Raw genomic sequence first — 21,195 nt, 5'->3', positions numbered from 1 at the left:
TCCGAGCTCACCGCCTGAGGTTGACCCCGCAAGGCCGGCCCCAATTGCGGGGCCGGCCTTCACCCGGCATCCAAAACGAGAGCGAGATTGCGAAATGAGCTTGGCCCAACCGCAAAGCGTTGCTGAAATCAAGGCGCGTAACAAAGAGATCATCGCGGAAGTTCTCAAGGTTTATCCCGAGAAGACCGCGAAGCGCCGCGCGAAGCACCTCAACGTCCATGAATCCGGCAAGTCCGACTGCGGCGTGAAGTCGAACATCAAGTCCATCCCGGGCGTGATGACGATCCGCGGTTGCGCGTATGCCGGTTCCAAGGGCGTGGTGTGGGGTCCGATCAAGGACATGATCCACATCTCCCACGGCCCGGTGGGCTGCGGCCAGTACAGCTGGGCCGCCCGCCGCAACTATTACATCGGCACGACGGGTATCGATACCTTCGTGACGATGCAGTTCACCTCGGACTTCCAGGAAAAGGACATCGTCTTCGGTGGCGACAAGAAGCTCGCCAAGATCATGGACGAAATCCAGGACCTGTTCCCGCTGAACAACGGCATCACTGTCCAGTCCGAGTGCCCGATCGGCCTCATCGGCGACGACATCGAAGCCGTGTCCAAGGCGAAGTCCAAGGAATACGACAACAAGACCATCGTGCCGGTCCGCTGCGAGGGCTTCCGCGGTGTGTCCCAGTCGCTCGGCCATCACATCGCCAACGATGCGATCCGGGACTGGGTGTTCGACAAGATGGACCCGAATGCGGCTCCCCGCTTCGATCCGTCCCCGTATGACGTCGCCATCATCGGCGATTACAACATCGGCGGCGACGCGTGGTCTTCCCGCATCCTGCTCGAGGAAATGGGCCTGCGCGTGATCGCCCAGTGGTCCGGTGACGGCTCGCTCGCCGAGCTCGAGGCGACCCCGAAGGCGAAGCTGAACGTCCTGCACTGCTACCGCTCCATGAACTACATCTCCCGTCACATGGAAGAGAAGTTCGGTATCCCGTGGTGCGAGTACAACTTCTTCGGCCCGTCCAAGATCGCTGAATCGCTGCGCAAGATCGCCGGCTACTTCGACGACAAGATCAAGGAAGGCGCCGAGCGCGTCATCGCCAAGTACCAGCCCCTGATGGACGCGGTCATTGCCAAGTACCGTCCGCGGCTCGAGGGCAAGACCGTCATGCTGTACGTGGGCGGCCTGCGTCCCCGTCACGTGATCGGCGCCTACGAAGATCTCGGCATGGAAGTGGTCGGCACGGGCTACGAGTTCGGCCACAACGACGACTATCAGCGCACGGCCCAGCACTACGTCAAGGATGGCACGATCATCTATGACGACGTGACCGGCTATGAGTTCGAGAAGTTCGTCGAGAAGGTCCAGCCCGATCTCGTCGGCTCGGGCATCAAGGAAAAGTACGTGTTCCAGAAGATGGGTGTGCCGTTCCGGCAGATGCATTCCTGGGATTATTCCGGCCCGTATCACGGCTATGACGGCTTCGCCATCTTCGCCCGCGACATGGACATGGCCATCAACTCCCCCGTCTGGAAGATGACCAGGGCTCCGTGGAAGCAGGCTCCCGCGCAGCCCGGCCTGCTCGCAGCCGAGTGACCGCCTGAGCCCGAAGCCCCTCCCCTTTTCGGGGAGGGGCACCCGGCGGGCTTGATCCCATTGACCCACCCATAGGGGTTCGAGATGCCACAGAATGCAGATAACGTGCTCGATCACTTCGAGCTGTTCCGCGGTCCCGAGTACCAGCAGATGCTGGCCAACAAGAAGAAGCTGTTCGAGAACCCCCGCGATCCGGCCGAAGTCGAGCGTGTTCGCGAGTGGGCCAAGACGCCCGAGTACAAGGAAAAGAACTTCGCCCGCGAAGCTCTGACCGTGAACCCGGCCAAGGCCTGCCAGCCGCTCGGCGCCGTGTTCGCCGCCGTGGGCTTCGAGGAGACCATTCCCTTCGTGCACGGTTCGCAGGGCTGCGTCGCTTACTATCGCTCGCACTTCTCGCGTCACTTCAAGGAGCCCAGCTCCTGCGTGTCTTCTTCCATGACGGAAGATGCGGCGGTGTTCGGCGGCCTCAACAACATGATTGACGGCCTCGCCAACACCTACAGCATGTACAAGCCGAAGATGATCTCGGTCTCCACCACCTGCATGGCGGAAGTCATCGGTGACGACCTGAACGCCTTCATCAAGACCGCCAAGGAAAAGGGTTCGGTTCCGCAGGAATACGACGTTCCCTTCGCCCATACCCCGGCGTTCGTCGGCAGCCACATCACCGGCTACGACAACGTGATGAAGGGCATCTTCGAGCACTTCTGGGACGGCAAGGCCGGCACCGCGCCGAAGCTGGTCCGCGAGCCCAACGAGAAGATCAACTTCATCGGCGGCTTCGATGGCTACACCGTCGGCAACCTGCGTGAAGTCAAGCGCCTGTTCGGCCTGATGGACGTGGAATACACCATCCTCGCCGACAATTCCGAAGTGTGGGACACCCCCACCGACGGCGAATTCCGCATGTATGACGGCGGCACGACCCTGGAAGAGGCGGCCAACGCGCTGCACGCCAAGGCCACCATCTCCATGCAGGAATACTGCACCGAGAAGACCCTGCCGCTCATCGCCAACCACGGCCAGGAAGTGGTTGCCTTCAATCACCCCGTGGGCGTGAAGGGCACCGACGAGTTCCTGATGGCGATCTCGCGCATCACCGGCAAGCCGATCCCGGAAGAGCTCGCCAAGGAGCGTGGCCGCCTGGTGGACGCCATCGCGGACTCCAACGCCCATATCCACGGCAAGAAGTTCGCCATCTACGGCGATCCGGACCTGTGCCTCGGCCTGGCCGCCTTCCTGCTCGAGCTCGGCGCCGAGCCGACCCACGTGCTTGCCACCAACGGCAACAAGAAGTGGGCCGACAAGGTGCAGGAGCTGTTCGACTCTTCGCCGTTCGGCCAGAATTGCAACGTCTATCCCGGGCGTGACCTTTGGCACATGCGTTCGCTGCTCTTCACCGAGCCGGTGGACTTCCTGATCGGCAACACCTACGGCAAGTATCTCGAGCGCGACACCGGCACCCCGCTGATCCGCATCGGCTTCCCCGTGTTCGACCGTCACCACCACCACCGCTACCCGGTGTGGGGCTATCAGGGCGGCATGAACGTTCTGGTGTGGATCCTCGACAAGATCTTCGACACCATCGACCAGAACACCATCGTCCCCGCCAAGACCGACTACTCGTTCGACATCATCCGTTGATCGCAGAAGTCTGACGACACTCGATCCGGCCCGGGGCCCCGCCCGGGCCGGCCCGAACGGGAGCAGCCCTTTTCGGAAGTTCTGATCTTTACACAGCCCGCTTCTCGAAGGAGAGATCCATGAGCTCCGTTTCCGCCACGATCCAGGAAGTCTTCAACGAGCCAAGCTGCGCGAAGAACCAGAACAAATCGGAGGCGGAAAAGAAGAAGGGGTGCACCAAGCAGCTTCAGCCCGGCGGTGCCGCCGGCGGCTGCGCCTTCGATGGCGCCAAGATCGCCCTTCAGCCCCTGACCGACGTCGCCCATCTCGTGCACGGCCCCATCGCTTGCGAGGGCAACAGCTGGGACAATCGCGGCGCGAAGTCGTCCGGCTCGCAGATCTGGCGCACGGGCTTCACCACCGACATCAACGAGACCGACGTGGTGTTCGGCGGCGAGAAGCGCCTGTTCAAGTCCATCAAGGAAATCATCGAGAAGTACAACCCGCCCGCCGTTTTCGTCTACCAGACCTGCGTGCCCGCCATGATCGGCGACGACATCGATGCGGTCTGCAAGGCGGCGAAGGAGAAGTTCGGCACGCCGGTGATCCCGGTGAACTCTCCCGGCTTCGTGGGTCCGAAGAATCTCGGCAACAAGCTTGCGGGCGAGGCCATTCTCCAGCACGTCATTGGCACCGAAGAGCCGGAATATACCACCCCTTACGACCTGAACATCATCGGCGAATACAATCTGTCCGGTGAGTTGTGGCAGGTGAAGCCGCTGCTCGATGAGCTCGGCATCCGTATCATGGCCTGCATCTCGGGCGACGGACGCTACAAGGACGTGGCCTCCTCCCACCGCGCCAAGGCGGCGATGATGGTGTGCTCCAAGGCCATGATCAACGTGGCCCGCAAGATGGAGGAGCGCTACGACATCCCCTTCTTCGAGGGCTCGTTCTACGGTATTCAAGACTCCTCCGACTCGCTCCGTGAGATTGCCCGCATGCTCATCGAGCGCGGCGCCGATCCCGAGCTGATGGACCGCACCGAGGCCCTCATCGAGCGCGAGGAGGCGAATGCCTGGAAGGCCATCGCCAAGTATAAGGCCCGCTTCAAGGACAAGAAGGTGCTGCTGATCACCGGCGGCGTGAAGTCCTGGTCGGTGGTGGCGGCGCTGCAGGAAGCTGGTCTCGAGCTGGTGGGCACCTCCGTCAAGAAGTCCACGCGCGAGGACAAGGAGCGCATCAAGGAACTCATGGGGCAGGACGCCCACATGATCGACGACATGACGCCCCGCGAAATGTACAAGATGCTGAAGGATGCGAAGGCCGACATCATGCTTTCGGGCGGCCGCTCGCAGTTCATCGCGCTCAAGGCGTCCATGCCGTGGCTCGACATCAACCAGGAGCGCCACCACGCCTACATGGGCTATATTGGCATGGTGAAGCTGGTCGAGGAGATCGACAAGGCGCTCTACAACCCCATCTGGGAGCAGGTGCGCAAGCCCGCCCCGTGGGACAATCCCGCCAACAACTGGCAGAACCGCGCCATCGCGGAGATGGAAGCGGAGGCCGCCGCCCTTGCGGCCGATCCGGTGGCCGCCGAGAAGGCGCGCCGGTCCAAGAAGATCTGCAATTGCAAGAGCGTCGACCTCGGTACAATCGAGGACGCCATCGTGGCCCACAGCCTCACCACGGTGGAAGGGGTCAAGACCCACACCAAGGCCTCCGGCGGCTGCGGTGCCTGTGCGGGTCGCATCGAGGAGATCTTCGAGGCGCGCGGCCTGGCGCCCGCGGAAGAGCCTGAGCTTGACCCGGTCGCGGCGGAGGCCAAGCGGCGCGCCAAGAAGGTGTGCAACTGCATGAGCGTGGATGTGGGCGCCATCGAGGATGCCATCCACGCCGGCGCGGCCAACCTCGCCGAGGTGAAGGCGCAGACCAAGGCCACGGGTGGCTGCGGTGGTTGTGCCGAGCGCATCGAGGATATGCTGGATTCCGCGGCGGCGAATGCCAACGCCCCGGCCACGCTCGTGGCTGCGGAATAGGAGGGCGGAATGGCGAAATTCGTCCACGGCAAAAAAGCCTGCGCGGTCAATCCCCTCAAGATGAGCCAGCCCATCGGCGGCGCGCTCGCCTTCATGGGGCTACGGGGCGCCATGCCGCTGCTGCACGGCTCCCAGGGCTGCACCTCGTTCGGTCTGGTGCTGTTCGTGCGGCACTTCAAGGAGGCGATCCCGCTCCAGACCACCGCCATGAGCGAGGTGGCCACAGTGCTCGGCGGGCTCGACAATGTGGAGCAGGCGGTTCTCAACATTTACAATCGAACCAAGCCCGAGATCATCGGCATTTGCTCCACCGGCGTCACCGAGACCAAGGGTGACGACGTGGACGGTTACATCAAGATGATCCGCGCCAAGTATCCGCAGCTCGCTGACTTCCCCATGGTCTATGTCTCGACGCCCGACTTCAAGGACGCCTTTCAGGACGGCTGGGAGAAGACGGTCGCCAAGTTAGTCGAAGTGCTGGTTAAGACGCCGGAACCCGATGCCAAGCGCGACCCCAGGCGCATCAATGTGCTGCCGGGTTCGCACCTTCAGCCGGGCGACCTCGACGAGTTGCGTACGATCTTCGAGGATTTCGGCCTGGAGCCCCTCTTCCTGCCGGATCTCGCGGGTTCGCTGGACGGGCACATCCCGGACGACTTCACGCCTACCACCATCGGTGGAATCGGCGTGGAAGAGATTGCCACTATGGGCGGGGCGTCGTGGACCATCGCCATCGGAGCGCAGATGCGCCGGGCGGCCGAGGCCATGGAGAAGAAGACCGGGGTTCCGTATCGTTTGTTTGAACGGCTGTGCGGGCTTGGCCCCAACGATGAATTCTTCATGTTCCTGAGCGAAATCTCGGGGCGCGAGGTGCCGAAGAAGTATCGGCGGCAGCGCGGCCAGCTGGTGGACGCCATGCTGGACGCCCATTTCCATCTGGGGGGGCGCAAGCTCGCCATCGGCGCCGAGCCGGACCTGTTGTTCGACGTGGCGTCCATGCTCCACGAGATGGGCGCGCACATCACCGCTGCCGTCACAACGACCCAGTCGCCGGTGTTCGAGAAGCTTGAGGCGGAAGAGGTTCTGCTCGGCGACCTCGAGGACCTGGAGATGCTGGCCAAGGAGCGTGGCTGCGATCTGCTGCTGACCCATTCCCACGGCCGGCAGGCGGCGGAACGCCTGAACATTCCGTTTCACCGCATCGGCATTCCCATGTTCGATCGCATCGGCGCCGGGCACCGGATGTTTTCCGGCTACCGTGGCACCCGTGAGCTGATCTTTACCCTTGCGAACCTCTGCATCGCCGATCACGAGGCGAACCATGAGGTGACGCCGGACACCTGGAAGAATCCGTGGGACAAGGATGGCCATGGCCAGTCCCATACCACGGCGGCGACGCCCACCCACGGCACCGCCGTGAGTACGGCCCACCACTAAGAACGAGCAGAGGCGCACCCTCCCATGAAAGTCGCATTTGCAACCCAGGACCTCAAGCGGGTCGATGCCCATTTCGGGTGGGCGAAGAATATCGCCATCTATGAGGTGGGTCCGGAGAGCCATCATTTCGTGGAAGCTATCGAATTCGATGGCGACCTGAAGGAAGACGGCAACGAAGATAAGCTCGCCCCGAAGATCGAGGCGATCAAGGACTGCGCGATCCTCTATGTGGCTGCCATCGGCGGCTCCGGAGCAGCGCGGGTGGTGGCGAACAACATCCACCCCATGAAGGTGAACCAGCCCGAGGAGATCGAAGACCTCATCGAGAAGCTGGCCACGGTGCTCCGCGGAACCCCGCCGCCCTGGCTGCGCAAGGTGATGTCGAAGGGCCAGGAACGTACTTTCGATTTTGATGAATGAGGATGAACATGTCCGAAGCAGCGCAAGTGATCGAACCGGTGTCGGCAGAAGACAATCCGTTCGTCAAGGAACTCATCAAGGTCTGGCGCGCCCAGGACACCCACGGCGCGTGGGAAAGCAAAGCGGATCTCGATCTGATCGCGGACTATATCGTCGACAAGGAGGCGCGTCGTGCCCTTCCGCTCATCGGCGATCCTGATCCCGAGACCATCTGGCGCATGGAGCTGTTCTTCAACGCCGTGTGCCTCATGATCGAACGTGAGACCAAGGTGATGATCTCGCCCATGCTGAAGATGAGCCACGAAGGCTTCGGCCGCATGGTGCTCATCGGTGGGCGCCTGATCGTGGTCAACAAGCAGCTGCGGGATGTTCACCGCTACGGTTTCGACAATCTCGGCAAGCTTGGCGAAGAAGGAACGAAGTTCGTCGCCTCGGGCGTCGAGATGATCCGGAAGTTCCCCGAAGTGGCCAATTACTGAAGATCAGGTGCACCATGAGCGACGTGGAAGAACTCAAGGCCGAAATCAAGAAGCTGTCCGCCAAGGCCACACAGGCAAAAATGGACCTCCACGATCTGTCCGAGGAACTCCCCATCAGCTGGGAGACGATCATGGATGTCGCCAAGAGGGCGCATAGCGCCTTCTCCGAACTGGAAAAGAAGCGCGCGGACCTGAAAGCACTTGAGGCCGCCTAACCTGAAGGCTTTTTCGAAATGTCAACGGAAACCCGAGATGGTCGAGCCTGGCAGCCAGACTATTTGCTCGATATCGACGCTGAGAAATGCATCGGTTGCGGGCGCTGCTTCAAGGTCTGCGGCCGGGACGTCATGACGCTCAAGGGCATCAACGAGGACGGCGAAGTCGTCTCGCTCGATGATGACGAGGACGAAGAGGTCGAAAAGAAGGTGATGGTCATGAATGACACGGGCGCCTGCATCGGTTGCGGTGCGTGTGCGCGTGTCTGTCCGGCCAATTGCCAGGTTCACGGTCACGAAGCCGCGGCCTGACCGCCAGATCCGGTAGCGGATCTGGTTCCGGGGTGGAACGCCGGCGGGGTACTTGTGCTTATTCATTCGGCCCCGGTCGAAGACCGGGGCCGTCGGCCCCAAGCCCACACGGGGCCTGTGCGATACCCTCTTGGCATCGGTCGATGACAGAAGACCGTTGGTATAAGGAGTGGGTGCATGGCCGCGGAAGATGTTTATGACTGGCTGATTGCTTCATCGATCTCTTCGGCCGGCGACCCTTTCGATGTTCATGTGGCGGCCTCCATTGCCGCGATCGCCTTCTCCGAGGCGGAGGGGGACGGGTGTGAGTGCCTGGACGCGTTGGGCCTCGACAAGGCCGCCTTTCTCGAGCTCGCCGGCATCCTGTTTCCAGAAGCGGTCGAAACGCTTGATCGGCAGGTGAGTGAACGTGCCGTCGCCGTTGAGGCGGAAGAGCAGTCGGTTCGCGACATTCTCGGCATCTATTCTTCCGACGCCGGTCGGCTGCAGACTCATTTCATCGCGATGATCGCGCGCCGGTGCCAGTCGCCTCACCACCTGTGGCAGGACCTGGGCCTGCGGGACCGTCAGGAGCTGCGGGAGCTCATGACCCGGCGGTTCGCGCCACTGGCGCGGAAAAATCAACAGGACATGAAGTGGAAGAAGTTCCTCTACCGCATGGTGTGCGGCTCGGAGGGATTTACCCTGTGCGCCGCACCGGTGTGCTCGGATTGCGACGAATTTCACGTCTGCTTCGGGGCGGAGGACGGGGAATCGCGGCTCGCCCGCAACGGCCATAGTTCAGCCAATTCCCATGCGTCGCTCGGTCAAGTGCGCTCGGATGCTCTTCCCGAGGCTGCCGAATAGAGTGGAAGCCTTTGGCGGATTCGATCCGCCCGCCGCCGATGAGCCGTGCAAAGCTGCGGTCCTGTTGCCTCACCTGCCGGGGATCACAGTCCAATCCCGGACGCCTCACGCGCGGCTATCCCCTTCGATCGAAAATGCGCACGATCGAACACGGCGGCATATTTTCAGTTCACACGGTGCGGTGACTGAGCAAATCGCGCACGCACGCGGCGCCAAGGTCGGCGTACTGCGCCAACACTATTCCAGCCATTGCCGCGGCTGATCCTGGCGAAGAACAGCCGAAGGATTGCGCATGGGTTTGCTGGCCGACGAAAAAGCCCGGCGCCGTGGATCGGGCCGGGCATTTCTATGGGAGAGGAGGCAGCCGGCGGCGCGTCGGCCGTCACTCGATGCCTTCGCTGCGGGCGCGCCACATCATGGCGATGCGGAAGCGCTCGTTGATGGCGGCGGGGCTGGCGAGAATCTCGGCCTCGGCCTCCTTGAAGGCCTTTTCCACCAGGTCCGCCTCATCCTTCGTCAGGGTCACGCGACCGGCAAGGTGGGTAGCCTCGGGATGAACCGACCAGATCTTCCGGCAGTTGGGATGAAGCTTGATCTCGGTGAGGTCAAAGGATTCAAGCTGACCGTCGAGGAGGATGGCGAGGCCCGAAACTTCGAGCTTGCGCCCGTCCGAAGTGGTCTTGATGAGCGTGGTAGCCATTTTAAGTCACCCGTCCTGAGCTGCGAGCCAACTGTAACCGCCTTGGTCCCAGAGCTGCGCCAGTACCTGATCCGAACTCCAGTCCGGAAATTGAGACTTCACGGTTTCATAATCTCCGCGAAAGCGCTCCGCGTCCTCTCCGGAAAGATCCGCGGTGAGTGCGTCCGGCTTGAAGCGGAGCACGAAATGCGTGTTGTCATCCGAAGCGAGGAGCGTGAACTCCTCGCCGTCGCTGATGAGGGGCAGAAGGTCGGCCATGGGTGTCTCCCGTCAGGCCGCCGCCGCCGCCGGCGTATCTTCGGCGAGGCCCCATTCGGCCCACGAGCCGTCATAGAGCGCGGCGGTCGTATTGCCGAGAATAAACAGCGCCAGAAGCACCACCGCGGAAATGGTGCCGGACGCGCAGGTCGCAACCACCGGCTTGGTGATGTCGATCCCCGCCGCCGCGAAGCGGGCCGCCAGCGCGTCGGGCTCGATCAGGACGCCGCTCTCCTCGACGATGAGGTCGCCCCAGGGCAGGTTCACCGCGCCGGGAATGTGCCCCTTCTTCTTCACCGGGAAAACGTCGTCCTGGGTGCCGGCGAACTTGGCCGGGCCGCGGGCGTCGATCACCTGATCGGCCTTGCCGGACAGGTTCGCCACCATCTCGCCCATGTTGCGCACGAGGGCGGGATTGAAGGTGGCTGCAAAGGTCTTGGGCTCAGGGCGCACCGGCGACATGTCGGAAGGCTTCTTCTCCTTCACCCACTTGCCGTAGCCGCCGTCCAGCACCGCCACGTCGTCGTAGCCGAAGATGCGGAACATCCACCACACGCGGGCCGCGGCCGCGCCACCGCACAGGCGATCGTAGACCACGATCTTGTCGCCGTTGGCGATGCCGAGCAGGCCGACCTTCTTGGCGAACTCGGCCGCCGGCGGAATCATGTGGGGGAGCGGATTGCTCTTGTCCGCCACATGGTCGATGTCGAAATGAACCGAGCCCGGCAGGTGCCGCCCGCGATACTGGGTGCGCCCGTCCATGTTGCTGCTTTCATGCAGCCAGGTGCAGTCCAGGATCTTCACGTCCGGCGCTTCGAGATGCTCGGCCAGCCATTCGGTGCTCACCAACGGTCCGGGAAGAACGGTGGACATGACGCAAGTCTCTCCCTGTCGAGGTTCGGACATCGGGTAGTTTCCGCGTCTGCCGGGCAGGACGCCCGGCAGACGATCGTGGAACGGAACGGAGTGCTGCGCGCAATCCGCGGGTCGGCTCAGCGGACCTTGGGCAGGCTGTAGCCGGGGCGGGGGTGCGCTTCGTAATAGTCGACGCGCTCCGGCCAGCCGCCTTCCGGGTTGAACTTGAACTTCATGACCTTCACCGGTGCGTTGGCGGAGAAGGACACTTCCGAGAACTTGATCTCGCGGTCGCCGGGGCCGGCAGAGAAGTCGGCGACGACCTTGCCGTCGGCGGTCACTGCGCGGGCGAAGCCGGGGGTGCCCACGTCGGAAGCATTCACCGCTTCGGCGACGAAGCTCGGCACCTCGGAGCCGTCCTCGGACGGGGTGGCGAAGGCCGGCGTGGCGAAGGTATAGGCGACGAGCTTGCCGCTGCGGTCCACCGCATGGTCGGCGGTCACGGGACGGGCCACGGAATAGACGGTCAGGGTGCCGCCCGCCAGCAGCTCCTTGATCTCCTCGAGGGAGCGGGTGGCGAATTCCGACGCGACGATCATTGCAATCTCCACTAGACAATCGGGTGTGACGTACGGGTCCCCCCAGTTTGATCAATTTTCATGCCAGTCGCGGGGGCGTCCCGTGGTTCCCTTCCCACATACCGGTCGGTTGATGCAAAGCCTTGTCCGCACGCGGTTCCCCGGCCGCGCGCAGTCCGTGGCCGCCGTGTCGGAGGTCGTCGCCGGCTTGTCGGAAATGCGTCGCACCTCGCGGGAAATCCGACGCGGACCCCGCCAGGGACACCACAAACCGCCCCATTCCGGCTGTGCGCGAATCTTGCAAGGGCTCCAAAAACGCGACACGCAGGGGATCTGAAATCCATGCTGGACACAGCGATCATCGGGGGCGGGCTGTGCGGCCTCGCCCTGGCGCGTTCCCTCAAGAAGGCGGACCGCAGCCTTACCCTGTTCGAGGCACGTGCCCGCCTCGGCGGTCGCATCCTCTCTGCGGTCCCGGCCGCAACCGGGGAGGCGCTGGATCTCGGCCCCACCTGGTTCTGGCCCGATACGCAGCCGCTCATCACGGCCTTCGTGTCGGACCTCGGCCTGTCCAGCTTTGCCCAGCACGACGAGGGGGCGGTGCTCCACCTGACCGAGGCGGACAAGGGTCCCCAGGGTTTCGCCCAGCAGGTTCACGGTGGGGCGCGTCGCGTCGCCGGGGGCATGGCGCGGCTGGTCGCGACGCTCGCTGACGGCCTGGGCGACGAGGATATCCGGCTCGGCCACGTGCTGCAGAAGGTGGAGGACCTCGGCGACCATGTGGTGCTCACCTTCCGCGTCGACGACGCCTTTCTCACCGTTGAAGCCCGGCATGTGGTGATCGCGCTGCCGCCGCGCCTCGTGGCGGAAACCGTGCGTTTTTCGCCGGATCTTGACGCAGCCACCCGCGACGCCATGGGTGCGGCCCCCACCTGGATGGCGGCGCAGGCGAAGGTGGTGATGGCCTTTGCCACGCCTTTCTGGCGGGAGGCCGGCCAGTCGGGCAACGCCTTCGTCACCCACGAACAGGCGGTGGTGGGCGAGATCTTCGATGCCTGCGACGCCACCGGCACCAAGGCGGCGCTCGGCGGCTTCCTGAGCTTCCCGCCGGACCTGCGGGAGGCCTTTGCCGTCGGCCTGCCCATGCTCATGGACAGCCAGATGGCGCAGGTGTTCGGCAGCGCCGCCGAGGGCGCCGAGCAGCATTATCAGGACTGGGCCCTGGAGCCCTTCACCTGCTCCGCCCGCGATCGCGCCGAGCCGCAGGGTGAGCATGTGGCCTTCTCCAATCCGCTGCTGCGCCGGCCCCTGTGGGACGGGCGGCTCTATCTGGGCGGCTCGGAGACCGCGACCCAGGGCGCGGGCTATCTGGAGGGCGCGCTGGAGGCGGCGCGGCGCATCGACCGGGCACTCGCCCGCGCACGGTCGGATGAGGACGAGGTGGCTCTGCCCGAGGGGCTCTCGGTGAACGCGGCCAGTCTGGCGCGCTTCTCCGCCTGGGTCGCGACGCTGAACGATGCGGCCTTCGAGGCCTATCGGGTGCGGCTGAACCGGGCGCTGGCTACCCAGCAGCGCGAGCAACTGACCCAGCTGGCCATGCTGGGTGCCATCGAGGACATCTACGAGCGCGCCGCGGACATGCTGGACACGCTGCCCTTCGACATGGCCGGCGTGCCGGTGGAGAAGGGTCGCTCGGCCCTGATGAGCGACGTGCAACTGCCGTTCCGCGACTTCATCCAGACCCTGCTCGACGACATCATCGCCTTCAACCGCACGTCCTGCGCCCTGTCCAATTTCCCCGGCGAGCATCATCTGTCGAAGGATTATGTGCAGACCATCCTGCGCGACGTCGCGGCCGCCTGGCGCGACTTCTGCCTTGCCGCCAACCGCCGCCTGCTTGCCAAGGCAGAGGCGGGTAACGCCCTTCCCCCTGGCGCGGGTCCCCGCAAGGGCCCGATCCTGACGAGTGCATCGTGAACGAGGACAAGATGGAACCGAGCATCGCGGAAGAAAACGTGCCCGAGGTCGGCACCGCCTACGTCGTCTGCTCCATGAGCGACATTCCGAGCCAGCGCGCGCGTGGCTTCGAACTGATGAAGGTCGAGGACGGCGTCGAGAAGCCGTTCAACCTGATTGTCGTCCGCTGGGGCCGGCAGGTGTTCGGCTATGTCAACCTGTGCCCGCATGACGGGGTGAAGCTGGACTGGGAGCGCAACCAGTTCCTGGACCCCAACGGCATCCGCCTCATGTGCGGCAAGCACGGCGCCCTGTTCGAGCTGGGCACCGGCGTGTGCGTCGACGGACCCTGCAAGGGCCGCAGCCTGACCTCGGTGGCCCTCAGTGTCATCGACAACGATATCTGCGTGACGGGCGTGACGCTGGCCGAAGAGGTCGAGGACGAGGATGAGGAAATTACCTCGTGCTCCGACGAGGGCGGTGGCGTCTGAACGCAGCTTCGTGGGGCGGGTCATCAGGGACCCGCATCCCCTGCGGGAGCTCCCGATAGCCTTGGCCGGAAAGCAGCTTCAGCGGAGGAAGGGGCGGGACGCCTGTTTTGCACCGTCTTTCGCACGACCGTCTTTCGCATGACGGTCGTTTCCCGCCATGACCTGAGATCGGGGACCTGAGAGCAGGATTTTGCCAACTCGCCGGGGTTCCAGTCGCCCGGTGCTTCCGGCGCCCGGTGTTTCTGCAGCCCGGTGTTCCTGCTGCAGGCACGCCCGCAATGACTGAAGCTCCGATATCGGACCTCCCAACGCACCGGGCCCTCGCGGTGAAGCCGCCGAGGGTCCGGTTCAGGGTCCTAGAGCGTTTTCCGTTCGCTTTGGCTCACGGTAATCGCTCTAGAGTATGTTTTGACGCATTTTCCTCACGCGAACCGGTATCCACTTCGCTCGAAAATGCTCTGAGGGATCAGACCGGGCGGTTCGCGTTCCGGTTCTTCACCGGCTCCATGATCGAGACGCCCTTTTCATAGGTGATGGTCTCGTAGTCCTCGTGCCAGCCCAGGGCGGCATCGAGCACCTTGTCGGTCTTGCCGGCGGTGTCCAGCTTCTTGACATCATTCTTGTCGATGCTGAGCAGATCGGTCATTTCCTTCCATACGGTGGATTCATCGCAGGGCAGGACGTAGAACGTCTTTTCGCCATAGGTGACGCGATACTTCGCGAGAAGGTCGATGTTGTTGCAGAAGATGAAGTACTTGCCGTCGGGGGCAAGCGCGTCGCCGAGCACGTCCGCCACGTCCGAGAGGAAGGCGAAATTCTGCAGGTAGCCCGCCAGCACGGGAATGGTGGGCTTGCCCTCCTCCACGTAGGTGATGACCTGCTCCATGGTGTATTCCGGCGGACGCTTCTCGTCGGCCATCTGCTGCTGCCACTTCAGGGCGATGTCGCCGCGGAAGTCGAAGCGGCCGGGCTTGGTCGGCTGCTTGAGCACGGCATTCAGGAGGCGCCCCTCTTTATCCAGCCGGCCCAGGGGGGTGTTCTCGATCGCAGTCATCAAAAAAAGTCTCCGGTTCAGCACACAACTCTCAGACGGTCTCAGACGGGCGCGAGCAGGGGCGCACCTTCGTGGGCTCGAAGGAACCGGGCTCGAAGGCGCCGCTCTCCGCCGAACCCCGTTCGGCGTGCCGCCCGCGCAAGGGGGCAGGCGCGTCCACCATGCAAGCCCTTTGCCGCGCCGCGATACGGCAGCCCCCGCGGGGGCGGAGCGCGACAATCGGCCATCCCCCGATCGGCGTCGGTCCGCGCGCAATGGTGCGAAATCAAGGACCGGGAGGGGATAGTCGGGCCGGCGGCGCCGACGCCGGCCCGACGCGACAGGGGCGCCAGAAGCCGCCCTCGGTGTTGTTCGGAATCGGACACGCGTCGCAAAGGCAACAGCTGAAATCCTGAAAAATAAGGCAAATCAGTCCGTTGCTCTCTGGCACGGCGCTTGCTGGATGGAGGGCCGAAGCAACCTCCTAGCGAAGGTCGAGCGATGATCAATTTGACCGACAGCGCCTTGCATGCGGTCCGGGACGCGATCCTGGGCGCCGATCAGCCGGTTAGCGGGCTGCGCATCATGGTCGAGACGGGCGGCTGCGCCGGCTACCAGTACAAGATGGGCCTCGTCGGCGACGCCGAGCCCGACGACACTGTGGTCGAGCGCGAGGGCGTGAAGGTGTTCGTGGACAACCAGAGCCACGAGCTGCTCGCCGGCACCGTCATCGATTTCGTCGTGGCCCTGGAGGGCTCCGGCTTTACCTTCGAAAATCCGAACGCCACTTCGAGCTGTTCCTGCGGCAAGTCCTTCGGCTGAGCCGGTTGGACCTGATCTGCGGGCCGAACTCAAATCACACAGAGGACAGAGCGATGTTGGCTGAGACCGAAGAGTCCGCTCCGCTTACCCGCGAAGCCAAGCGTGAAGCCATTATCCGCGAGGTGATCGAGGAGATCCGTCCAAACCTCGTGCGGGACGGCGGCGACTGCGAGCTCGTCGAGATCGACGGCAACAAGGTCATGGTGAAGATGACCGGTGCCTGCGTGTTCTGCAAGCTGGCGAGCGAGACTATTGAGGGCATCCAGACCAAGATCGTGGAGCGCCTGGGCGAGCTGATCCGTCTCATTCCGGTGGCCGGCGCGCAGAACAAGCCGCTGGTGAGCCTGAAGAGCATTGCTCCCACCTCGTCGGCCGCTCCGGTGGCTTCGGCTCCCGCCGTCCCCTCGCCGACGCGCTGAGGCGGCGGGCCTCAGGCTCAGACGATCGAAGGGGTGCTGCCGTGCGGCCTGTCTATCTCGACAACAACGCGACGACACGGACCGACCCCGCTGTGGTCGAGGCCATGCTGCCGTTCTTCAGTGAGCATTTCGGCAATGCCTCGTCCACCCACGCCTTCGGCGAACACGTGGGCGAGGCCTTGAAGACGGCGCGCAAGCAGCTTCAGGCGCTGCTCGGCGCCGCCTTCGATCATGAGATCATCTACACCTCCGGCGGAACGGAAGCCGACAGCACGGCCATTCTCTCCGCGCTGGAGACCCAGGAGGGCCGGGACGAGATCGTCACCTCCACGGTGGAGCACCCGGCGATCCTCACCCTCGTCGCGCATCTCGAGAAGACGCGTGGCATCAAGGTGCATCTCATCGGTGTGGACAGCCACGGCCGGCTCGATGTGGATGCCTATGCCAGGGCGCTGTCTGCGAAGACCGCCGTCGCCTCGGTGATGTGGGCCAACAACGAGACCGGGACGCTGTTCCCCGTGACGGAGCTGGCGGAACAGGCGAAGGCGGTGGGCGCCCTGTTCCACACCGATGCGGTGCAGGCGGTGGGCAAGGTGGCCATCGACCTGAAATCCACCGCCATCGACATGCTGTCCCTGTCCGGCCACAAGCTGCACGGGCCGAAGGGCATCGGCGCGCTCTATGTGAAGAAGGGCGTGAAGTTCCGTCCCCTCATTCGCGGCGGTCACCAGGAGCGCGGGCGGCGCGGCGGCACCGAGAACGTGCCGGGCATCATTGGCCTGGGTGCGGCGGCGGACCTGGCGCTCCAGCACATGGACGATGAGCGCACCCGGGTGAAGGCGCTGCGCGACCGGCTCGAACAGGGCATTCTCCAGCAGGTGAGCAACACCCTGCTCAACGGCGATGGCGAGAACCGCCTGCCCAATACCGCAAACATCGCGTTCGAATATCTCGACGGCGAGGCGGTGCTGCACAATCTCAACAAGGCCGGCGTCGCCGCATCCACCGGTTCGGCCTGCACCTCCGGCTCCACGGAGCCGTCCCATGTGCTGCGGGCCATGAACCTGCCGTCCACGGCCCTGCACGGCGCCCTGCGCCTGTCGCTCTCCCGGGAGAATACCGGCGAGGACGTGGACCGGGTTCTGGAGGCGTTGCCGGAGATCGTCACCCGCCTGCGCGCCATGTCGCCGGCCTGGCTCGCGCGGGAGGGGGCGGACGGTGCACCTGCGGCCAGCCATGTCTAGCTCAGCCATGGCTAGGTTTCGTGTGGCGCGCGTCATTCTCGCAACGGGATATGCGTGCGCACCAGTAAATGCGCGCCCGATGCCGACCGCCATGACGGTCGCCGGGCGCATCAGGAACGTCCACGAACGACATCGCATGGATGTCGGCGCGGGTCAGAGCGGCGAGTCCAGGCCGATCGAGGAGTCAGTTGTATGAAGATTATGATTCGCCGTTCTCCGGAGATCGGCCTTTCCATCTACGTTCCTAAAAAGGACCTTGAGGAGCCGATCGTCGAGAGCGAACACGAGACCCTGTGGGGCGGCTGGATCAAGATCGCCAACGGCTGGGTGCTGGATCTGCCGGAGATGGCCGAGGGCACGACCCTCCCCATCACCGTGAACGCGAAGAAGCGCGGCGAGGAGGAGTGATCTGACATGAATATTTCCGTCGCCAATATCGAGACGCTGAAGCTCGCCGACGCCGAAGCCGTCCTGAAGGACGTGGCGGCGGAGCTCGTCGCCGGGAAGGCCGTGCCCTATCTGGGGCCCGGCCTCCTGGAGCTGTCGTCGCCCGTCATCCCGGTGACGCCGGAAGGCCTTGCGGCCTTCTTCGGCACCAAGGTCGCTTTGCCCAAGCGGGCCAAGGGCAACGCCTGGGCCGCCGCCCAGCACATCGAGAGCATGAAGCACCGCTCCACCGTCTCGGCCCTCATGGCCGATGCGTTCGCGCCGCCGGTGGCGCCGCTGCCGTTCCATGCCTTCCTCGCCGGCCTGAACCTGCCGCTGATCGTGGACACCTGGTATGACGGCGCCATGCGGTCGGCGCTGGAGGGCCGCGAGGGCTGGGGCGAGGCGCAGGGCATCACCCGCGCCGGCATCGGCGAGGACCGCTGGTATCGCTTCTATGACCCCGCCGGCACCGAGACCGACCGCGCCGCGGCCGAGGCTTGGCAGACGGTTCTCTACAAGCCCCACGGCAGCGTCGCGCCGGCCAAGAACTGGCTGATCTCCGACGCCGACTATGTGGAGGTCCTTACCGAGATCGACATTCAGACGCCGATCCCGGACGTGGTGAAGAACCGCCGTACCGAGCGCAGCTTCCTGTTCCTGGGCTGTCGCTTCCACGACCAGATGCTGCGAACCTATGCGCGTCAGATTTCAAAGCGCTCGCGTCTGCCCCACTTCGCCATCGTGGACGAAGCGGTGCTGACCAAGAACGAGCTGCGCTTCCTGCTGGTCCACGCCATCACGCCCATCGCCATGCCACTGCCCAAGGCGCTGGACATCATCATGTCGGTTGCCGCCTGATCGTTTTCGTTTTCGCGATCCTCGGAGAGAGCATGTCCCACCCGGACATGCTCTCTTTGCTTTTTGCGGCCTTGTGTGGGTTTCGGGCCTGCATTGATCAAGATCAATAATGCGGCCGAAACCGAACGTATGACGATGTAACTTTTCCAACATGTCGCTCCCCGCGTGGCGCATGTTGGCAAGCCGACAGCTGGCGAAAATCTCTAAGGTTCTGAAATCCATTACGTATTTATGCGTAGTGCGGCTGGCACGCCAGTTGCTCATCCCTATCCAAGGATTTTTATTGGGATCCTGCTGGAAGCGAGGAGCAGATTCATGCACGCGTCGACACAGCACGAGACGAGCGAAGCCGCAGTGGCCGACAAGCTGGCCGAGGCCATGCAGGCCAAGGCCGACCACCAGGGTTGCGGCACGTCCGGCGGCTCGGGCAAGGCCAGCTGCGGTTCGTCCGCTGGCCAGGGCGACCTGCCCACCGAGATCTGGGAGAAGGTGAAGAACCATCCCTGCTATTCTGAAGAAGCCCACCACCACTATGCGCGTATGCACGTTGCCGTCGCCCCGGCGTGCAACATCCAGTGCAACTACTGCAACCGCAAGTATGATTGCGCCAACGAATCCCGCCCCGGCGTGGTTTCCGAAAAGCTGACCCCCCAGCAGGCGGCCAAGAAGGTGCTCGCGGTCGCGTCCACCATCCCGCAGATGACCGTGCTCGGCATCGCCGGCCCGGGCGATCCGCTCGCCAATCCCGAGAAGACCTTCCAGACCTTCGAGCTGATCAACCGGACTGCCCCCGACATCAAGCTCTGCCTGTCCACCAACGGCCTGGCCCTGCCCGACCACGTGGACACCATTGCCGGCTTCAACGTGGACCACGTGACGATCACCATCAACATGGTGGATCCGGAAGTGGGCGCGAAGATCTATCCGTGGGTGTTCTGGAAGCACAAGCGCTACACCGGCTACGAGGCCGCCAAGCTCCTCACCGACCGGCAGATGCTGGGCCTGGAGATGCTCACCGAGCGTGGCATCCTCTGCAAGGTCAACTCGGTGATGATCCCCGGCATCAACGACAAGCACCTTGTCGAAGTGAACCGGGCGGTGAAGTCCCGCGGCGCGTTCCTGCACAACATCATGCCGCTCATCTCGGCACCGGAGCACGGCACCGTGTTCGGCCTCAACGGCCAGCGCGGCCCGACGGCCCAGGAGCTCAAGGCGCTCCAGGATTCGTGCGAAGGCGAGATGAACATGATGCGGCATTGCCGCCAGTGCCGCGCCGACGCCGTGGGCCTCCTCGGCGAGGATCGCTCTGCGGAGTTCACCACCGACAAGATCATGGCCATGGAGGTCAATTACGACCTCGACAGCCGCAAGGCCTACCAGGCCCTGGTCGAAGAAGAGCGCGTGGCGAAGGTTGCCGCGAAGCAGGAAGAGATGGAAGCCCTCGCCGGCGAGCAGAGCGACATCAAGCTGCTCGTGGCTGTGGCCACCAAGGGCTCGGGCCTCATCAACGAGCACTTCGGCCACGCCAAGGAGTTCCAGGTGTGGGAACTCTCCACCGGCGGCGCCAAGTTCGTCGGCCATCGCCGCGTCGACCTGTACTGCCAGGGCGGCTACGGCGAGGAGGACAGCCTCGAGACCATCATCCGCGCCATCAACGACTGCCATGCGGTGTTCGTGGCGAAGATCGGCGGTTGCCCGAAGGCTGACCTCGTGAAGGCCGGCATCGAGCCGGTGGACGGGTTCGCCCACGAGTTCATCGAGAAGTCGGCCATCACCTGGTTCAAGGAATACCTGAACAAGGTGAAGACCGGCGAGATCGAGCATGCGGAGCGCGGCGACGCCGAGATCCGCCAGGGCGCGCTCATCAACGCGGCCTGATCGACCCCACAAGGGCTGGGTCCGTTCAGGTTGAAACAGCCTGGGCGGACCCATCTTCAAGTTCAAGCAAACAGACCGTCCTGCCGATCAGATCGCGCGCTCGGCATCAAAGGAGCATCCCATGACGTTGAAAATCGTGGCGTCGCAGTGCACGAGCTGCTCGGCTTGCGAACCGGAATGTCCCAACGTGGCCATTTTTGAAAAGAACGGGACGTTCGTGATCGACCCGAAGAAGTGCACCGAGTGCATCGGCCACTTCGACGTGCCCCAGTGCGCCGCGGTCTGCCCGGTGGACGATACCTGCGTCATCGACAACGCATATCCCCGCTATCAGCCCACCGCGTAAGGAGAGACGCGATGAACTTCACGATGACCCGTTCGGCCCAGCGTTTCATTCGCATGATGATCATGGCCGACGGCGGTCCCAGCGCCGGTTTCCGGATGCATGTGACCCCCGGTGGATGCTCCGGGCTCAATGCCGAGATCGCGGTGCTGCCCGAGCCGGCGCCGGGCGATGCGGTGGTGGAGAAGGACGGCCTCAAGCTGTTCCTGCCTGCGGAAAGCCGCATGCTGCTTGATGGCGTTACCATCGACTTCACCGACACGGCCGCCAAGACGGGCCTGGTGTTCCAGGATCCCAATGCGGCCACCTGCAGCTCGCACACGCACTGAACCGTGACGTGCCGGGGCGGTTCACCCG

General features: G+C 63.9%; 23 protein-coding genes and 1 pseudogene. 19 read left to right on the top strand and 5 right to left on the bottom strand.

The genetic code is table 11. The annotated features are described in order from the left end of the window. Nucleotides 1-94 precede the first annotated feature (94 nt). The 9 genes from nifD to V5F48_RS22775 all read left to right on the top strand — a co-directional run bounded on the left by nifD (nt 95) and on the right by V5F48_RS22775 (nt 8,974). A complete protein-coding gene (gene nifD, locus V5F48_RS22815) occupies nt 95-1,600 on the top strand; it encodes a nitrogenase molybdenum-iron protein alpha chain (protein ID WP_394110948.1) in 1,506 nt (501 codons plus the stop codon). Nucleotides 1,601-1,684: 84 nt separating this feature from the next. Beyond that, nucleotides 1,685-3,244 carry a nitrogenase molybdenum-iron protein subunit beta gene (gene nifK / locus V5F48_RS22810; RefSeq protein ID WP_394110906.1) on the top strand — a complete coding sequence of 520 codons (1,560 nt, stop codon included), beginning with the start codon at nt 1,685-1,687 and terminating at the stop codon, nt 3,242-3,244. Nucleotides 3,245-3,363: 119 nt separating this feature from the next. Further along, nucleotides 3,364-5,265, top strand: coding sequence for a nitrogenase iron-molybdenum cofactor biosynthesis protein NifE (nifE, locus tag V5F48_RS22805; RefSeq protein ID WP_394260414.1), 1,902 nt, complete (start codon nt 3,364-3,366; stop codon nt 5,263-5,265). A gap of 9 nt (nt 5,266-5,274) precedes the next feature. Further along, nucleotides 5,275-6,702 (top strand): nitrogenase iron-molybdenum cofactor biosynthesis protein NifN, encoded by a 1,428-nt coding sequence (gene nifN / locus V5F48_RS22800; RefSeq protein ID WP_394260413.1) that lies wholly within the window; start codon nt 5,275-5,277, stop codon nt 6,700-6,702. A 24-nt stretch (nt 6,703-6,726) separates the two neighbouring features. Continuing rightward, nucleotides 6,727-7,122 carry a nitrogen fixation protein NifX gene (gene nifX / locus V5F48_RS22795; RefSeq protein WP_011995771.1) on the top strand — a complete coding sequence of 132 codons (396 nt, stop codon included), beginning with the start codon at nt 6,727-6,729 and terminating at the stop codon, nt 7,120-7,122. Between the two features lie 8 nt (nt 7,123-7,130). Continuing rightward, nucleotides 7,131-7,601 carry a NifX-associated nitrogen fixation protein gene (locus V5F48_RS22790; protein ID WP_394110909.1) on the top strand — a complete coding sequence of 157 codons (471 nt, stop codon included), beginning with the start codon at nt 7,131-7,133 and terminating at the stop codon, nt 7,599-7,601. Nucleotides 7,602-7,615: 14 nt separating this feature from the next. Further along, nucleotides 7,616-7,816 (top strand): CCE_0567 family metalloprotein, encoded by a 201-nt coding sequence (locus tag V5F48_RS22785; protein ID WP_393994597.1) that lies wholly within the window; start codon nt 7,616-7,618, stop codon nt 7,814-7,816. 18 nt (nt 7,817-7,834) lie between these two features. Then, complete coding sequence (gene fdxB / locus V5F48_RS22780) at nt 7,835-8,128, top strand: ferredoxin III, nif-specific (RefSeq protein WP_394110910.1); 294 nt, start codon at nt 7,835-7,837, stop codon at nt 8,126-8,128. A gap of 177 nt (nt 8,129-8,305) precedes the next feature. Further along, a complete protein-coding gene (locus V5F48_RS22775) occupies nt 8,306-8,974 on the top strand; it encodes a nitrogen fixation protein NifQ (RefSeq protein ID WP_394260412.1) in 669 nt (222 codons plus the stop codon). A 382-nt stretch (nt 8,975-9,356) separates the two neighbouring features. Here the strand turns inward: V5F48_RS22775 and V5F48_RS22770 are convergent, their stop codons facing one another. The 4 genes from V5F48_RS22770 to V5F48_RS22755 all read right to left on the bottom strand — a co-directional run bounded on the left by V5F48_RS22770 (nt 9,357) and on the right by V5F48_RS22755 (nt 11,386). Further along, entirely contained in the window at nt 9,357-9,674 is a 318-nt protein-coding gene (locus V5F48_RS22770) for a hypothetical protein (RefSeq protein ID WP_394110912.1), read from the bottom strand. A gap of 6 nt (nt 9,675-9,680) precedes the next feature. Further along, nucleotides 9,681-9,932: a hypothetical protein gene (locus tag V5F48_RS22765; RefSeq protein WP_394260411.1), complete on the bottom strand. Its 252-nt coding sequence runs from the start codon at nt 9,930-9,932 to the stop codon at nt 9,681-9,683. Between the two features lie 12 nt (nt 9,933-9,944). Then, nucleotides 9,945-10,805, bottom strand: coding sequence for a sulfurtransferase (locus V5F48_RS22760; protein WP_394110914.1), 861 nt, complete (start codon nt 10,803-10,805; stop codon nt 9,945-9,947). A 119-nt stretch (nt 10,806-10,924) separates the two neighbouring features. Next, the gene (locus tag V5F48_RS22755; protein ID WP_394110915.1) at nt 10,925-11,386 is read right to left on the bottom strand and encodes a hypothetical protein; all 462 of its coding nucleotides are present in this window, start codon (nt 11,384-11,386) and stop codon (nt 10,925-10,927) included. Nucleotides 11,387-11,707: 321 nt separating this feature from the next. Here V5F48_RS22755 and V5F48_RS22750 point away from each other — a divergent pair, with 321 nt between their 5' ends. Both V5F48_RS22750 and V5F48_RS22745 read left to right on the top strand, forming a co-directional pair. Further along, the gene (locus tag V5F48_RS22750; RefSeq protein WP_394110916.1) at nt 11,708-13,342 is read left to right on the top strand and encodes a flavin monoamine oxidase family protein; all 1,635 of its coding nucleotides are present in this window, start codon (nt 11,708-11,710) and stop codon (nt 13,340-13,342) included. Between the two features lie 11 nt (nt 13,343-13,353). Beyond that, nucleotides 13,354-13,812, top strand: a complete 459-nt coding sequence (locus V5F48_RS22745; RefSeq protein ID WP_394110917.1) for a Rieske (2Fe-2S) protein — start codon at nt 13,354-13,356, stop codon at nt 13,810-13,812. 466 nt (nt 13,813-14,278) lie between these two features. On the opposite strand, the gene V5F48_RS22740 is transcribed toward V5F48_RS22745, so the two are convergent. Then, nucleotides 14,279-14,866: a hypothetical protein gene (locus V5F48_RS22740; protein ID WP_394260410.1), complete on the bottom strand. Its 588-nt coding sequence runs from the start codon at nt 14,864-14,866 to the stop codon at nt 14,279-14,281. Between the two features lie 480 nt (nt 14,867-15,346). On the opposite strand from V5F48_RS22740, the gene V5F48_RS22735 reads away from it, so the two are divergent. The 8 genes and pseudogenes from V5F48_RS22735 to V5F48_RS22700 all read left to right on the top strand — a co-directional run bounded on the left by V5F48_RS22735 (nt 15,347) and on the right by V5F48_RS22700 (nt 21,167). Continuing rightward, nucleotides 15,347-15,667 (top strand): HesB/IscA family protein, encoded by a 321-nt coding sequence (locus tag V5F48_RS22735; RefSeq protein ID WP_394110919.1) that lies wholly within the window; start codon nt 15,347-15,349, stop codon nt 15,665-15,667. 53 nt (nt 15,668-15,720) lie between these two features. Next, a pseudogene (locus tag V5F48_RS22730) lies at nt 15,721-15,987 on the top strand (NifU family protein); the annotation flags it as partial. A 140-nt stretch (nt 15,988-16,127) separates the two neighbouring features. Beyond that, nucleotides 16,128-17,330 (top strand): cysteine desulfurase NifS, encoded by a 1,203-nt coding sequence (nifS, locus tag V5F48_RS22725; protein ID WP_394260409.1) that lies wholly within the window; start codon nt 16,128-16,130, stop codon nt 17,328-17,330. 192 nt (nt 17,331-17,522) lie between these two features. Further along, nucleotides 17,523-17,738, top strand: a complete 216-nt coding sequence (gene nifT, locus V5F48_RS22720; protein WP_149576272.1) for a putative nitrogen fixation protein NifT — start codon at nt 17,523-17,525, stop codon at nt 17,736-17,738. A 6-nt stretch (nt 17,739-17,744) separates the two neighbouring features. After that, a complete protein-coding gene (locus tag V5F48_RS22715) occupies nt 17,745-18,617 on the top strand; it encodes an SIR2 family NAD-dependent protein deacylase (RefSeq protein ID WP_394260408.1) in 873 nt (290 codons plus the stop codon). Between the two features lie 315 nt (nt 18,618-18,932). Continuing rightward, nucleotides 18,933-20,495 carry a nitrogenase cofactor biosynthesis protein NifB gene (nifB, locus tag V5F48_RS22710; RefSeq protein ID WP_394110922.1) on the top strand — a complete coding sequence of 521 codons (1,563 nt, stop codon included), beginning with the start codon at nt 18,933-18,935 and terminating at the stop codon, nt 20,493-20,495. A 121-nt stretch (nt 20,496-20,616) separates the two neighbouring features. Beyond that, on the top strand, nt 20,617-20,841 hold the full coding sequence (locus tag V5F48_RS22705) for a 4Fe-4S binding protein (protein ID WP_149576275.1): 225 nt from the start codon (nt 20,617-20,619) through the stop codon (nt 20,839-20,841). Between the two features lie 11 nt (nt 20,842-20,852). Next, on the top strand, nt 20,853-21,167 hold the full coding sequence (locus V5F48_RS22700) for a HesB/IscA family protein (protein WP_394110923.1): 315 nt from the start codon (nt 20,853-20,855) through the stop codon (nt 21,165-21,167). Nucleotides 21,168-21,195 lie beyond the last annotated feature (28 nt).

The organism is Xanthobacter autotrophicus ATCC 700552 (assembly GCF_043194565.1).
In the GTDB taxonomy this organism is placed as follows: Bacteria; Pseudomonadota; Alphaproteobacteria; order Rhizobiales; family Xanthobacteraceae; genus Xanthobacter; species Xanthobacter autotrophicus_F.
The sequence above is the reverse complement of the archived record's forward strand: the minus strand, read 5'-3'. Positions and strand labels throughout refer to the sequence as shown.